Here is a 13,030-nt window from a genome sequence, read left to right on the forward strand (position 1 = left end):
ACACATTACTAATTATTTTTCCAGTATTTTATTATTTATTTCTTTATAAGCTCCGGGTTTTAGATTATCTATTGTAAAACTACCATATTGAACCCTAATTAATTTGTTAACTTTTAGTCTAAAATACTCAAATATTCTTCTAATTTCACGATTTTTTCCTTCAAATAAAACTACTTCAAACCAAGAATTACTCTTATTTTGCTTAAGTAACTTTATCGAATGAGGATTATAAAATATCCCGTCAATTTCTAAATTTTTATAATCGCTTTTTAGTAGAATATCAGACTTCCCATATGCCCTAACATGATATACTCGCTTTAACCTATTTGAGGATAGCTCAAACTGACGAGCTAAGTCACCGCTATTAGTTAGTAATAACAAACCTTCGCTATTTAAATCCAGCCTGCCTATTGAAATAACACGAGGTAAGCCGGTTAGCTGCTCAAATACCGTTTTACGAGATAAGGGGTCTTTATGAGTGGTAATTAAACCGACAGGCTTGTAATAAATCCAAAGCCTTGGTTTTTGCAATTGATTGATTAATATGCCTGATACTTCAATTTGATTACTAATATCAACATTTGTAGCCGGTGATAAAATTGTAATGCCGTCTACTTTTACTTGTCCTTCGAGTATCAGCTTTTCAGCATCACGCCTAGAACATATTCCTGCATTACTAATTATTTTGGCTAATCTCTGCATTTTTAAATATAGTAAATTTCATAGACATCTTTCTAGACCGGCTTCTAGAGGTTATTTAGAAAGCTGTCTAATAAAAACATACAAAAATACCCTTAAAAAGCAATATTAATAATTTGACATAAATAATTAATATAATTATACTATATCTATCGTTACATATATTTTAACAAAATTATACGAATGTTAATTTTACTTATCAAAACTTTTTCCTTTAAAATCTTATCTTCTTTTTTTAGCTGATTTTCTTTTTAGCAAAAATTACATACTTTTTTCTTTAATCTAAACTTCATTAAATTATGCAAAAACTTATTGGTTCAATCCTGTTAATTTCAGGTACTTGTATAGGTAGCGGTATGATAGCACTGCCTATGGTATTAGCAAAATTAGGTATAATACCTAGTATAATATTGATGTTTATAATTTGGTTTATAATGTATTATACTTCTTTAATTAACTTGGAGCTTAATCTTCAAGCGGGTAAAGGCTTAACACTGGGGATGCTTGGAAAGTATTTTTCAGGACATACTGCTCAAATCATCGGTACGGTAAGCCTTAAGCTCCTTTCATATGCTTTACTTGCAGTATTTATATATGGAGGTTCTTTAATATTACAGAAGTTATTAGCTTTAGATACAAGTATAACTTATATAGGAGCATGGTATGTTATTATTAGCATTCTAATATTATTATTACCTCTAAAGTTAGTAGATTATATAAATCGAGTACTATTTATCGGATTGCTTATAATAATTGCAATTTTAGTTATTGCACTTGTTTCCATGATTCAGTGGGACAATTTACCTTTATTCTCACCAAATTATAAAGAAATATCTATGGGGCGTAGTAACTCCGGTAGTTTTTACTTCATTTGGTTTTCAAGTAATCTTCCATACCTTAACTAATTATTGTAACAAAGATGCTAAAATGCTAAAGACGGCGTTTTTATTTGGCAGCTTAATTCCTGCAATAGTATATATAATTTGGACTTGTAGTATTCTTATTGTAGTACATCATAATAATCCAACATTTTACCAACAAATGATTACAAGTAATGTAGAAGTCGGAGATTTAATTAAGGAATTAAGTAATATAGCAAAATGGCAGTCCGTACAATTATTAGTTTGGATAATTTCAACTCTTTCTATCGCTATGTCAATACTCGGAGTAGGAGTAGGGCTATGTGATTCCCTTAAAACTATGTTTATGAATTCGATCCCGAATGTAGTGATTCGTAATATGAGCGCTTCTATTGTTACTATATTACCGGCTTATATTGTAGCAGTAGTAGTACCTAATGCTTTTATTACAATTTTAGGATTTGCCGGTATGATTCTTATAATAATTGCAATTTTATTACCGGTTTATCTGTTATATAAAGCAAAGATAAAGAATTTTTATTATCCTGAATTGCAAAAACAATATCTAATTATTATATGTGTAATTGTCGGAATGCTTATAATGGGCTATGAACTTGTTAACATTAGCTAAATAAACTATTAGATGCAAGCAGGTTATAGATTGATAAAATCCACTGTGTCACCCCGTGGCTTGACCACAGGGTCTAGTTAAAAATACTAATATTAGTATTTTTAGTTGTTTTACTGGATACCGTGGACAAGCCACGGGATGACATCGAGCGGGTTTTTTGAGCCATGCAACAAGGCTGGACAAGCCGCAGGGTGACAGTGAAAAATCTGCGAATACTCACATTAAACAGAATTAAAAGTTCTTTTCTCCAAATTACCAAATTTAGAAAATTGACTATCATAATAAAGCGGAACATTTCCAACCGGTCCGTTACGATGTTTTGCAACGATTATGTCAGCAATATTATATACTTTATTGAGCTTATCTAGCCATTCGGCATGTTTAGCATCGCCTGTTGCCGGTTCTTTTCTTGTTAAATAATATTCTTCACGGTAAATAAACATTACTATATCAGCATCCTGTTCTATAGTTCCTGATTCTCTAAGGTCGGATAGCATAGGTTTTTTATCCTCACGTAATTCTACCGCTCTTGAAAGCTGAGATAACGCAATAACCGGAATATTTAACTCTTTTGCTATTGCCTTTAAACCTTGGGTTATTTCTGAAATCTCGCTAACTCTATTTTCAGATTTACTTACTCCTCTAATTAATTGTAAATAATCGATAAATAATATACCGAGATTATGCTTGCGTTTCATTCTTCTAGCTCTTGTTCTTATAGCGGAAATAGATAGAGCAGGGGTATCATCGATAAAAAATTGTAATTCCGATAAAGTATTTGCTTCTTTACGAAGGCGGTTATATTTTTCTTCACTTAGAATCCCCGTACGAAGAGAGGTAGAATCAATTTCTGCACACATTGAAAGTAGACGTGTGGTTAGCTGTTCTGAGGACATTTCTAAAGAGAAAAAACCTACCGACTGAATTTCTTGATTATCCCTAATATTTTTAAGACGCATATTATTACAAGCGTTAAGTGCAAGATTTATAGCGAATGCCGTTTTACCCATCGATGGACGTCCTGCGAGAATTAAAAGATCAGAATTATGAAAGCCGAATAATTTATTATCTAAATCAAGCAAACCTGTAGATATACCGATTACGTGATCGTTATTTTTCATAGCCCTATTGATGCTAGCAAGGGATTCTGAAATAGATATACCGATTTTGGTAAAACTTTTTTCATTTAAGCCTTCGCTAGCTAAATCGTAAAGTTTAGCTTCGGCATGTTCAATCTGTTCCTTTGCTTCAACTTCTAATGAAGAATTATAGGCATTATTTACTACTTCTTCACCGATATTTATTAAGTTACGCTTTATTGCTAAATCATATATTATTTTACCGTAATCAATCGGATTTATTACCATCATTGACATAGTTATCAATTTTGCTAAATATTCCGCTCCTTCTATTTCTTGAAATAGTTCATCTTGAGTTAACATACTACGTAAAGTAATAGGTGTAGCTATCAAACCTTTTTCGGTAATTTTTTCAATTGCGTTATAGATTTTTTGATGAATAGGCTCAAAAAAATGTTCATCACGTAAAAATTCCGATACGTAATTTAGTAATTCATTATTGGTTAAAATTGCCCCAAGTAGCATTTGCTCTGCTTGAACATTTGAAGGTAAAACCCTTGGGATAGGAATATCTACTTCTTCGTTAGCAGCTATGTTTTTGTCATTATTTATTTTATTACGTGCCATTGTTGTTTGTTAAATTATTATATGGTTTGAAAAGTATACAGTGTCATACCGTGGCTTGACCACGGTATCCAAAAAACAATAAAAATACTAAAATTATTAGTATTTTAAACTGGATCCCGCGATCAAGTCGTGGGATGACAGAGGTGAAATTGATCCACGCAACAATGCCTTCCCGCCTACGCGGGAATGACATAAGAACGATGCAATGTATCAATTTAAACATTTTTATGCCAATTTTTTATAGATGGGTCGGAAATACCATATAGTTTAAAATTTCTCTTTGCTTGATTTAAACTTACTTCGTTCGCTCCGCCTTCAAATTCAGGATTATAATACTGAACATCATCATCTTCCCATGCACATAAAGAACATATAATATGTGATCCTGGAAAATCATCAGCATTGCTTATAACTCCCCCAGCGTTTAATTAAATTAGTTTCAATATCGAAAAAATCTAAAACTCTAGTAATAGAATGATTCACTATATCATCTATTGCTTTAGGATTATTATAAAAAGCCGGCATGGGCGGTGCTATGATACCGCCGTAATTCGCTACTTTTAACATATTTTCTAAATGTCCAATATGCAAAGGCGTTTCACGGGTCATTAAAATAAGTTTTCGTCTATCTTTAAGTACAACACCTGCTGCTCTACTAATTAAACTATCTTCCATTGAGTGAGCGATACTTGCTAAGGTCTTCATACTACAAGGGGCTATTATCATGCCTGAAGTTTTAAAAGAGCCGCTTGAGATAGTAGAACCTAAATCTTCATCATCATAATAATAATTAGCGAGAAACTTAACTTCATCTATAGAATATTTAGTTTCAAGCTTTATAGTAAGAGCTGCTCCCTCTGAAATAACTAAATGAGTTTCGATATTTTGTTCTTTTAGTACTTCAAGCAAACGAATACCGTATATTGCTCCTGATGCTCCGGAAATTGCTATAACAATTTTTTTTTCTTTATTCATCTAGGTTTCTATAATTTATCAGTTTAGTATATAATAAAAAAATTTTTATAAAACATATAATATGCGAATAGCAAAAATATTATTACCGGCAGCAAAATTATTCCCTCTAGATTATTTAATACCTGAAAGTTTAGTTTTAAATATCGGTGATCTTGTCGTCGTGCCTTTTAGAAGTAAAGAATTAATCGGTATAGTATGGGAGTTTGCTACTATTCCTGAAGCAAAAAAGCTAAAAACCGTAAAAGAAAAAGTACCGCTAGATTTAAGCATTACTTCAGAAGTTTTAGAATTAATTAAATGGATGAGTAGCTACTATATGTCAGAACTTGGGAGTATAGCCAAGTTAGTATTACCTATAGATATTGCTGAAAAACCGATTAAAGTTAAAGAGCAGAAAGTAAATAATAGCTTTGTACTACCTGATTTGTCGGAAGAGCAGAAACAAGCAGTAACAATTTTGAATGAAAGTAATAAGCCAACACTTATTAAAGGTGTTACGGGATCAGGTAAAACAGAAATATATTTTCATCTAATAGCAGATTACTTAGTAAAAGGTAAACAAGTGCTTATTATGCTGCCTGAAATTGCTTTAAGTACACAAATTATTAATCGTTTTATAGAGCGATTCGGTTTTGAGCCTATCATATGGAACTCAAGCGTTACCAAAGCTCAAAAAAAAATGATTTTAAGAGGTATATTAAGCGATAAAGTTAAAGTAGTAATTGGGGCTAGAAGTAGTTTGTTTTTACCTTTTAAAAATCTCGGTTTGGTGGTTATAGATGAAGAGCATGACGATTCCTATAAACAAGATGACGGTATATTATATAATGCTCGGGATACGGCTATCGTAAGAGGTACATTTGATAAAGCACAAATTGTTTTGTGTTCGGCAACACCGTCTATTGAAACGATGTATAATATAGAAATAGGTAAATATCAATTGGTTACATTGGTTAATAGATACAAAAATGTCGATTTGCCGAATATAGAAATAATCGATATGACTAAAGAAAAGCTATCTAAGAATTCCTATTTATCCAAGCTTCTTATAGAAGCTATCAAAGATAATTTAGATAATAAAAAGCAAGTATTATTATTTCTTAATAGGCGTGGTTATGCTCCGCTCATGCTATGCAAAGCTTGTGGTCATAGATTTACCTGTAAATTCTGCTCTTCTTGGATGGTAGTACATAAAGCAACTAAAAAACTTGAATGTCATCATTGCGGTTATCAAAGTAAAATTTTTAGTTCTTGTCCTGAATGTCTAGAGGATGAAACATTAACTATCTGTGGTCCAGGTATAGAAAGAATAGAGGAAGAAGCGAAAGCACTCTTTCCTGAGAGTAAAATTGCGGTGATAAGTAAAGATCATGCTAAAAACCCTGAAAAAATAGCACAGCTTTTGCATCAAATGGAAAATCTAGAAATTGATATATTAATAGGAACGCAAATGATAACTAAAGGTTATCACTTTCCGAATCTTACTTTAGTTGGAGTAATAGATGCTGATCTTGGAAGCAATAACGCCGATCTTAGAGCATCTGAGAGAACTTTTCAGCTACTACATCAAGTAGGCGGTAGAGCGGGTAGGGGAGATGGTAAAGGTGTAGTATATTTACAAAGCTATTATCCTAATAATATAATTTTTAGTTATGTTAAAGCCGGCGATGAAGATAGTTTTTTTGCAAATGAACTTGAAATAAGAAAATCAGCAGGTATGCCGCCATTTTCCAAAACGGCATCGGTAATTTTATCAGGTTCCAATGAGTCTAAAATTTTAGAGATTGCTAGAGATATGGTCCGAATTGTACCAAAAGCAAACGTGAAAATTTTAGGACCGGCAAGCTCATTAATGTCAAAGCTCGCTGGTAAATATCGTTACCGGATACTTATTATAGCCGATAAGAAATTTAATTTGCAGAAATATTTAAAATTTTGGCTAAGCCTTATAAAAATTCCTTCTTTTTGCCATCTAAAAATAGATATCGATCCTAAAAGTTTTTATTAGCTTCTATATCTTTCTCCTTTATTCTTTGATGGTGGTACATTAGATGAATGAGGAGAAGGATTAGTAAGAGATTTTTGTATTTCTGCTATAGCTTTTTTAGTATTTTGAGTAGAATTTTTTATAGCATCTTTATAAAAAGCAGCTTTAGCTTTATCTCCGGTAAATGAATATTTTATAAAATTACCAATATTTTTCCAAATAGGATTATTATCCATTTTTGTAGTTTCTTCGCACCATTTACCTACCTCTTTCAGTTTTGCTTCAACTTTAGTTATAGCAGCTGGATTATGTTTATTATCATCATAAATTTGAATAAGGTTGTTTACTTTTTCTTTAAATTCAATGTGTTTTCTACTTTGTTTTAAATTGGCTATTATATCATCACTGTTTACTAATTCTCTAAGATTATCAATTATATCAGGTAATTTAGGTGGCTCAGGTAATTTATAATGTTGATTGATTTTCTCAAATTTATCTTTGTGTGGATGATTCTTTATTAGATCATCTTCTATAAAAGAAACAAACTCTTTTTGAGGTACTCCTACTTGTTTTATTAGCCGTCCTAATGATTGTTCATAAGCTTTAATAGTAACGTCAAGACGCTTTCTTGCCATAGCACCGCTTAATTCTATATAGCGGCTAAATTCCGGAATCAAAGCATCTTTGGTATCAATATTATGATCTTTAAAAAATTTCTCTATTTTCTCTTTTACGCTTAAATTAGATTGTTTTTTAGGTATTTCTTCCGGTACTTTTGTTTGTTTCTGAGCGGGTTTTGAAAAAATAATAGGCTTTTGGATTTCCACTTGTGGAGATGTGGTATCGACAAATATATCAAGTGCTTGGGAATGTGTAGTTAAGTCAGTCTGTTTTTTATGTTCCTCGTTCCATGCCTTTATTTTCTCAGGAGTAGGTTTTGGAGGAACAGCCGGTTTTGTATTTTTTGGTGGGGTATCTGGGGTATCTGATATATTTGATTTTTTTCCCACTCTTTTATTCTATCTTTTACTGATTTTGGAATATTATCTTGTGCCATATTAAGCTCCTATATTTATTTACATAATTAAACCATATTTTTATTTTCGTTAGTTTGCTTAAATTTTTTATAAATTGCAAGTAAAATTTCTTTTTGTAATGCAATATTTTTACTATAAGATAATTAGGTTATATATTAGAATCCAAGTTATTAACTAAAATAGATGTGAATTTTATGTACCCCCTTATTAGACTTAGAAGAAATAGAAAAGCTTTTTGGCTTAGAGAATTAATAGCGGAAAGTAGCTTATCGGTTAATGATTTAGTGTTGCCTTTATTTGTTGTTGAAGAACATAATGAAAGACAAGAAATTAAGACTATGCCCGGTATATATCGCTTATCGATCGATCAGATAGTGGAAACGGCAAAAAAAGCAGCAGGACTTGGTATTAATGCTATTGCATTATTTCCTAGTATTGATCAAAGTCTAAAAAGTGAAAATGCCGATGAGGCTTATAATTTAGATAATTTAATATGTAGAACTATTAGAAGCATCAAAAACGCTAATATCGATATTGGTATAATATGCGATGTAGCACTTGATCCTTACACTACAAGCGGTCATGACGGTATTGTACATCATGGGGAAGTTGATAATGATAGATCAGTAAGAGCTTTGTGTAATCAAGCATTAGTGCTAGCAAAAGCCGGAGTAGATATTGTTGCACCTTCCGATATGATGGATGGAAGAATCGGGGCTATAAGGGAATATCTTGACAAAGAGGGGTTTATAAATGTTGGAATTCTTGCTTATGCCGCTAAATATGCTTCAAGCTTTTACGGTCCGTTTCGTGATGCTGTTAAGAGTAATAAAAAGAATTATTTAGATAAATCAAGCTATCAAATGGATGTACGTAATATTAAGGAAGCAATGCTTGAGATTGAGCATGATATAGCAGAGGGAGCCGATATGGTTATGGTGAAGCCCGGTATGCCGTTTTTGGATGTTATTCGTGAAGCGGCGAATAATTTTAATGCTAAAATTTTTGTATATCAGGTTAGCGGAGAATATGCAATGTTAAAATTTGCAGCAGAAGCAGGGGCAATTGATTGGGAGAAAGCTTTGATGGAGTCATTAATTAGTTTTAAACGTGCCGGTGCAACAGGTATATTTACCTATGCTGCTCTTGAAGTAGCTGAAATATTAAATAATACTCGATGAACTTCAAAAATTGGCTACGTCGTCCTACAAGTACTGCGGTGCTCACGTATTAAGTATACGCTCCGCTCCTCGTCTTGTGGACTCCTTGCTCTTTTTGAAGTTGATCTTCGTATATATAATATATATATTTCATTTAATTGGAATTAAATATACTAAATCCAAATTTTGTATTATGGAGCGAAAAAAATGATCAAAGATAAGAAATCAGTATTTAAAGGTTGGAATTTTTTAAAGCCTAAAGGAGGCGGAGCTAATGAAGCAGGAGAGCATGGCGGCGTATATCAAAGCTCAGACGGTAAAATTACGGCGATGATAAAAAAAGAGGCTTCAAGCTCAAAAAATATAGCCGAGTTTTTAGGATCCCAAATTTTTGAAGCTATAAGTCCCGGAAATGGAGCAAAGGTTAATTTAATTGCTTCTGATGATTTTAATAAATCTAAAGCCGTTGATTCACAAATATATGTCAAATCTGAATTTTTTGAGAATTATAGTAGTGATATGTATGTGGACATGGATAAACATATGTCTGTTAAAACTAAACCGAGTTCTTGGTTTAGAAAGGACGGCGGTAGACCGCTTTTTATGGGGGCTAGAAATAAATTATTTAGAACCTTAGAAAATGCTTTTAAGGAAATTAAGTATCAGAACTTTGAGAACATTATGCCGGCAAGTTTATTGATCGGTGATTTTGATATACATGTTGGAAATATAGGAGTTATCAGAGATCAAAAAAATACAAAAACTTTACCTAAATTAGTAAGAATTGATTTTGCCGGTAGTTTTGATAATTTAACAAATAATATCTATCCGCATTCAAGAGCCAAACATTTGCCTGGATTCGGTCCTACTAACCATTTTAGAGAATTTCCTTCTAATTTAAGAACAAAAAATCCTAATTTTGCCGATAGCTTACTTGCAGTTTCTAAAATTGATTTAAGCAAAACCATTGATAAAAGTTTTGATGAATTAACTAAATATTATAGTAATGAAGCAATTGCAGAATTTGCAAAACAAGCAATGCCAAAGAAATTTAATAATAAAAAATCTAAAGAAATAACGCCTGAAGAAATTAAGGCTAGTTTAATAGATACAATGAAAAAAAGACAAGAATCCTTAAAGGAATACGGCTTAGAAATTAAAGTAAATAGTTTAATTTCTAAAAAATATAGTTTTCCTTATTACGAAGTGAAAGAGCAAGGATTAAAAACATTAATGAAAGAGTATCCTGATTATTTTGAGAAAATTCTTAATTATGAAGAAAGAAAAAAAGGAGGACAAAAACTTAAATTAAGAAATAAAGTTACTACTAGTTTTGCAAGAATTTTAGAAATACTCGGTATCAGGGATAGTGCGAAAAAACATTTAATAAAGACAATAAAAAGTTTAAATGAAGATATTAAAGATGAAAGAAATTTAGCTGATTCTTCTGATAAAATAAAGAAAGAACCAAAACAAAAATCAGCAAAGACAAATATAGATGCAAATAGAGAATATGTAGACGCTCTAGAAAAATTTAAGAAAGAAGTCGGAACGGATGATATTGTTAGTGTTACTCCAAGTCAATTAGGTTTAGCTAAAAAAGCTAGAAAGTTAGATGAAGATATTAAAGATGAAAGAAATTTAGCTGATTCTTCTGATAAAATAAAGAAAGAACCAAAACAAAAATCTGTAAAGACAAATATAGACACAAATAGAGAATATGTAGACGCTCTAGAAAAATTCAAGAAAGAAGTCGGAACGGATGATATTGTTAGTGTTACTCCAAGTCAATTAGGTTTAGGTAGAAAAGCTAAACAGAAAGACCAAGATTTATTAAAATTAGATGAAGAAGATCTAAAACATATAAAGAATCTAAAAGAAAAGGTTATGAAGCCTACAAAAATTACTTCGGCTAGTGTTGTTAATAAAAAGTCTACACCGGCTAAAACGAGATAATAAATGAACCGAACAACAAGAAGCCTACAACTAAGTAATTAATCAGTAAAAGCCCATATTGCATAGGAAGCTTAATTACCTCAATCTTTTTAGAAAAATACATGGCTTTTACTACTTTAAGATAATAAAAAGCCGCAATTACGCTGGTAAAAATACCACAATAAGCTAATACGGATTCTTCTTGATTAATTGCTTGGTAAAAAAGGTAATATTTACCGAAAAATCCTGTAAGAGGAGGAATTCCGATCATCGAGAACATAACTATGCTAATTACGGCAGCTATAGTTTTATGGTCCTCTGCAATTCCTTGTATAGTTTTAAAACTAGCTTTATCGGCGTCTTTACCGAGCAGCATGATTAAGCAAGTAAAAAATCCTATACTTCCTACCGCATATATTAGAATATATAGTAAAGCTGCTTTATACCCTTCTTGATTATGCAGAAGAACGCCGATTAATACATAACCGATATTTAAAATAGTACTATAAGCCATTAATCTTTTTAGAGAAGTTTGACGAATGGCTCCAAAAGCTCCAAACAGCATAGATAATATAGCAATTATCTTTATTAAATTATAATTAATAGGATAGTAATTACCTATAATTAATTTGCTAATATTTAATAAAACAATAACCATACCTATTTTTGAGGCAGCGGTGAAATAAGTAACCGAACTAATCGGTGATCCTTCATATACGTCAGGAACCCAAAAATGGAGTGGAACGCTTGAGAGTTTAAAGAAAATACTACTTAAAAATAATACAATACCGATTATTAAACCAAGATTCATCCCAGAATTATTATTTAGTTTATATAAGATATCCTCAAATTGTAGGCTTCCGCCGAATCCGTATATAAAAGAAATCCCGAACAATGATAAACAACTAACTAAACTACCTAAGATAAAATATTTTAAAGCACCCTCCGATGATTTAATATCATTTAATTTGAATCCTGCAAGTGCATATGAAGTTAAAGCAGTAAGCTCCATACCGCAGAATAATAATAGAAAATTCCGTGATGAAATTGCAACAAAAATACCTACGACCGATAATAATATTAAAGTGATAAATTCAAACTTTAATTCCTCAGCAATAAGAATAGAGTAATCACGGTATATAATCATGGATATAATAGTGAATAGCAGCACTATGCTTTTACTAATACCGATATTTATTCCGGTAGCAAATGAGTACCATACTCCTTCATAGCTTGAGTACTTAAAGGTAAGAAAAATTGATAATATACATAATAAAATAATGATATTAGAAATAATTCTATTTTTATTTGGGATCATTGCGGCAAAAAACTGCCCTAAAAGTGCTATTAAAGTCAAAGTTATTTCAGGAAGTAGCAGTAGCATATAAAACTAATATTATTTATGGAAATATAGATATTAGTAAATAAATCATTTTTTATCAACAAACTTATATATAATATTGAACTTTAATACTACCTCTAATTAAAATTATTTTCTTCGTAAAATTTTACTTAGCTCTAATCCCATAATAATTATTGCAACTTGATAATTATTAGTTGCAATAAATAAAAAAATAAATTATTTTGATTAATCAATTTTAAATTGCTTAAATAAATTGAATTCTTAAACTCACACCTATAATTGTTTTAATCTAATTAGGTTTTCTAATAAAAATATATTTTAAGTGTTGAGAGATAAGATAAGGAATTAAGCAGAGAATTACAGGAAGGATATTTTTTTGGAAAAATTTGTGTTTAAATTTAAGATAAATTTTGGTCAGTATATACAAAATTAGTAGAAATTTTGTTACTATCTATGCGTTATCTATGATAATATTAGCTACCCGTTAAAACGGTTAATCGTTTTTCAAAAGGTGCTCTAATTTTTGTATAATATTTATCAAGGTCAAAATTCTTATCTTGCATGTTATTTCTCTTTACAGCACAAAGATGCACTCCTTTCCTAGTGGCTGCATCTTTGACAGGCTTTGTACAATATGCTTTATCTACATATGTAGCACCGGAGTGTGGCATAACATG

13 protein-coding genes and 1 pseudogene are annotated in these 13,030 nt (G+C 31.2%); 5 read left to right on the forward strand and 9 right to left on the reverse strand.

Going from position 1 to position 13,030, the window contains the following annotated elements:
* Positions 1–12: 12 nt before the first annotated feature.
* On the reverse strand, positions 13–702 hold the full coding sequence (locus SB78_RS06290; protein WP_041079467.1) for a pseudouridine synthase: 690 nt from the start codon (positions 700–702) through the stop codon (positions 13–15).
* Positions 703–998: 296 nt separating this feature from the next.
* On the opposite strand from SB78_RS06290, the gene SB78_RS11575 reads away from it, so the two are divergent.
* Together SB78_RS11575 and SB78_RS11580 are read left to right on the forward strand one after the other, a co-directional pair.
* Complete coding sequence (locus SB78_RS11575; RefSeq protein WP_041079469.1) at positions 999–1,604, forward strand: aromatic amino acid transport family protein; 606 nt, start codon at positions 999–1,001, stop codon at positions 1,602–1,604.
* Between the two features lies 1 nt (position 1,605).
* A pseudogene (locus tag SB78_RS11580) lies at positions 1,606–2,094 on the forward strand (aromatic amino acid transport family protein); the annotation flags it as partial.
* Positions 2,095–2,263: 169 nt separating this feature from the next.
* On the opposite strand, the gene SB78_RS09470 reads toward SB78_RS11580, so the two are convergent.
* The 5 genes from SB78_RS09470 to SB78_RS06315 are packed head-to-tail and all read right to left on the reverse strand — an operon-like array spanning position 2,264 to position 4,871.
* Positions 2,264–2,356 (reverse strand): palindromic element RPE4 domain-containing protein, encoded by a 93-nt coding sequence (locus SB78_RS09470; protein ID WP_241773808.1) that lies wholly within the window; start codon positions 2,354–2,356, stop codon positions 2,264–2,266.
* Between the two features lie 55 nt (positions 2,357–2,411).
* On the reverse strand, positions 2,412–3,896 hold the full coding sequence (locus tag SB78_RS06310; RefSeq protein WP_041079471.1) for a replicative DNA helicase: 1,485 nt from the start codon (positions 3,894–3,896) through the stop codon (positions 2,412–2,414).
* 43 nt (positions 3,897–3,939) lie between these two features.
* Positions 3,940–4,089, reverse strand: coding sequence for a hypothetical protein (locus SB78_RS08515; protein ID WP_241773812.1), 150 nt, complete (start codon positions 4,087–4,089; stop codon positions 3,940–3,942).
* Positions 4,090–4,111: 22 nt separating this feature from the next.
* Positions 4,112–4,306, reverse strand: coding sequence for a CPCC family cysteine-rich protein (locus SB78_RS12025; RefSeq protein ID WP_081421001.1), 195 nt, complete (start codon positions 4,304–4,306; stop codon positions 4,112–4,114).
* Positions 4,293–4,871, reverse strand: coding sequence for a UbiX family flavin prenyltransferase (locus SB78_RS06315; protein WP_041079473.1), 579 nt, complete (start codon positions 4,869–4,871; stop codon positions 4,293–4,295). The genes SB78_RS12025 and SB78_RS06315 overlap by 14 nt, the downstream gene beginning before the upstream one ends.
* A 61-nt stretch (positions 4,872–4,932) precedes the next feature.
* Here SB78_RS06315 and SB78_RS06320 point away from each other — a divergent pair, with 61 nt between their 5' ends.
* Positions 4,933–6,879, forward strand: a complete 1,947-nt coding sequence (locus SB78_RS06320) for a primosomal protein N' (RefSeq protein ID WP_041079475.1) — start codon at positions 4,933–4,935, stop codon at positions 6,877–6,879.
* Here SB78_RS06320 and SB78_RS06325 read toward each other — a convergent pair.
* Positions 6,876–7,868: a hypothetical protein gene (locus SB78_RS06325; protein ID WP_241773809.1), complete on the reverse strand. Its 993-nt coding sequence runs from the start codon at positions 7,866–7,868 to the stop codon at positions 6,876–6,878. The two genes, SB78_RS06320 and SB78_RS06325, sit on opposite strands and share 4 nt — an antisense overlap.
* 221 nt (positions 7,869–8,089) lie before the next feature.
* Between SB78_RS06325 and hemB the strand changes: the two genes are divergently transcribed.
* The gene (gene hemB, locus SB78_RS06330) at positions 8,090–9,076 is read left to right on the forward strand and encodes a porphobilinogen synthase (RefSeq protein WP_041079477.1); all 987 of its coding nucleotides are present in this window, start codon (positions 8,090–8,092) and stop codon (positions 9,074–9,076) included.
* 186 nt (positions 9,077–9,262) lie between these two features.
* On the forward strand, positions 9,263–11,011 hold the full coding sequence (locus tag SB78_RS06335; protein ID WP_041079479.1) for a hypothetical protein: 1,749 nt from the start codon (positions 9,263–9,265) through the stop codon (positions 11,009–11,011).
* On the opposite strand, the gene nuoN is transcribed toward SB78_RS06335, so the two are convergent.
* Positions 10,998–12,374, reverse strand: coding sequence for an NADH-quinone oxidoreductase subunit NuoN (nuoN, locus tag SB78_RS06340; RefSeq protein ID WP_041079481.1), 1,377 nt, complete (start codon positions 12,372–12,374; stop codon positions 10,998–11,000). The genes SB78_RS06335 and nuoN overlap by 14 nt on opposite strands.
* A gap of 452 nt (positions 12,375–12,826) precedes the next feature.
* Positions 12,827–13,030 (reverse strand): hypothetical protein (locus SB78_RS09770; protein ID WP_199402823.1); only part of this gene is annotated, 204 nt, incomplete at its 5' end.

Origin of the sequence: Rickettsia asembonensis, from assembly GCF_000828125.2 — a bacterium.
GTDB lineage: Bacteria > Pseudomonadota > Alphaproteobacteria > Rickettsiales > Rickettsiaceae > Rickettsia > Rickettsia asembonensis.

Excerpts from the sequence above, each read along its gene's own strand:
- nuoN (WP_041079481.1), bottom strand. The coding sequence starts at position 12,374 with ATGCTACTGCTACTTCCTGAAATAACTTTGACTTTAATAGCACTTTTA.
- SB78_RS06310 (WP_041079471.1), bottom strand. The coding sequence starts at position 3,896 with ATGGCACGTAATAAAATAAATAATGACAAAAACATAGCTGCTAACGAA.
- SB78_RS08515 (WP_241773812.1), bottom strand. The coding sequence starts at position 4,089 with ATGTCATTCCCGCGTAGGCGGGAAGGCATTGTTGCGTGGATCAATTTC.
- hemB (WP_041079477.1), top strand. The coding sequence starts at position 8,090 with ATGTACCCCCTTATTAGACTTAGAAGAAATAGAAAAGCTTTTTGGCTT.
- SB78_RS09470 (WP_241773808.1), bottom strand. The coding sequence starts at position 2,356 with ATGGCTCAAAAAACCCGCTCGATGTCATCCCGTGGCTTGTCCACGGTA.
- SB78_RS11575 (WP_041079469.1), top strand. The coding sequence starts at position 999 with ATGCAAAAACTTATTGGTTCAATCCTGTTAATTTCAGGTACTTGTATA.
- SB78_RS06335 (WP_041079479.1), top strand. The coding sequence starts at position 9,263 with ATGATCAAAGATAAGAAATCAGTATTTAAAGGTTGGAATTTTTTAAAG.
- SB78_RS06290 (WP_041079467.1), bottom strand. The coding sequence starts at position 702 with ATGCAGAGATTAGCCAAAATAATTAGTAATGCAGGAATATGTTCTAGG.
- SB78_RS06315 (WP_041079473.1), bottom strand. The coding sequence starts at position 4,871 with ATGAATAAAGAAAAAAAAATTGTTATAGCAATTTCCGGAGCATCAGGA.
- SB78_RS06320 (WP_041079475.1), top strand. The coding sequence starts at position 4,933 with ATGCGAATAGCAAAAATATTATTACCGGCAGCAAAATTATTCCCTCTA.